Source organism: Polaromonas sp. P1_G4, from assembly GCF_056405475.1.
In genome coordinates, this window is the sequence record NZ_JBFUCA010000757.1 from 1 (window position 1) to 1,518 (window position 1,518).

At 57.0% G+C, this 1,518-nt stretch carries 2 protein-coding genes; both read right to left on the reverse strand.

Translation table 11 applies throughout. From position 1 onward, the window contains the following. Positions 1-830, reverse strand: an 830-nt coding sequence (locus tag AC1D1X_RS23050; protein WP_477699304.1) for a TRAP transporter substrate-binding protein, incomplete at its 3' end; no start/stop codon positions are given. A 154-nt stretch (positions 831-984) separates the two neighbouring features. Further along, a partial coding sequence (locus AC1D1X_RS23055; protein ID WP_477699305.1) for a Bug family tripartite tricarboxylate transporter substrate binding protein occupies positions 985-1,518 on the reverse strand: 534 nt, incomplete at its 5' end.

A 1,518-nucleotide genomic window follows, 5' to 3' on the forward strand; every position in this document is an offset into this window, starting at 1 on the left:
TCCAGGGCAGCGGCAACTCGCTTGTTCCACAACTCGCGCATCAGGATGGCCGACTTGGCCCCGGCATCGGCGAAAGCGGCCTTGTCTTCCTTGCTCAGCTTGTCCCAGAGTTTCGTCGACACCACCAGCGCTTCGGGCGAGATCACGTGGTTGGTCATATAAACGTTTTTTGCGACTTTGTAGTGGCCGGTGGATTCATACGAAGGCAGGTTGTTCTCGGCACAATCCACTTTACCCTGTTCCAGGGCGCTCAGCACATCCTTGAAAGGCAAGGCCACCGGCTTGGCCTCCATGAGCTTCACCATTTCGATATAAACCTCGGACTGCTGAACCCGGATATTCATGCCGGCCAGGTCCCTGATGTTGTTGACGGGTTTGACGCAGTAAAAAGAACGTCCACCACCGTCGTACCAACCCAGTACAACGAAGCCAGCAGCCTTCAGGTTGGCAGAAAACCGTTCGCCCAGCTTGCCGTCCAGGTGGCGGAACATGTGTGCGGAGTCGGTGAATAGAAAAGGGAGGTTCAGTACCTTGATACCCGGCACGGCATCCGACAGCGGGCCCGAGCTGAACTCAGCCACGTCAATCTCGCCGCTCTTGAGCATCTGAACGGCCTTGGGCTGGTCGCCAAGTGTGCCGCTGTTGAAAAGCTCGATGTTGTAGCGACCACTGGTGCTCTTGGCCACCTGCTCTACAAAACTCTTCATGGCTTCCGATACCGGATAACCATCGGGATGGATGTTCCATGCCCGCAGCTTGGTCTGAGCCATGGCGGCGCTCGCGCATAGGGCAAAAGAGAGGCACAAAAGCCCCTTGAATGAAGTCCGCATGTTTTTGTCTCCTGGCGTGGCTAATAACGGCCAGCCTCTGATGGGCCGACTCGTTTCTTTTCAAGATTGAATCCCTTGCTCGATATTCCCACGGATGCGCGCTCACAACCCAAAGATATCAGGCAATATCACCACTAAATCACGCAACGATTTTTCAATCCAGTTTGATGTTTGCTTCTGCAACAACTTTGGCCCAGCGGCTGCGCTCCTGATTGAAAAACACATCCTGCTGTGCCGGTGTCATGGTCACTACCTCGGCGCCTTGTCCCGCCAACTTGGCGCGGATGTCCGGGCTGCGGATGATCTTGATGAGCTCTGTGTTGAGGCGATTGATGACGGCTGCCGGCGTACCATTAGCCACCAGCAAGCCCTGCCAGGTGCCCGACTCGAAGTTGGCAAGCCCCTGCTCCGCCAGCGTCGGCACATTGCCAATCAGCGGCATGCGCGTACTCTTGGAGACACCCAGGATCTTCAGCTTCCCGCTTTGCACATGCGGCAAGGTGGCCAGCATGCCGTTCATCAACACCTGGGTCTGGCCGGCGATCGTATCGCTGACGGCTTGCGAACCGCCCTTGTAGGGGATGTACTGCCACTTCGCCTTGCTCGCCCGCTCGACCGCAACACCAGCCAGGTGCGGTGCGCTACCCATGGCCGTTACCGCAAAGTTCAGGTCGGTCTTGTGCGAAAG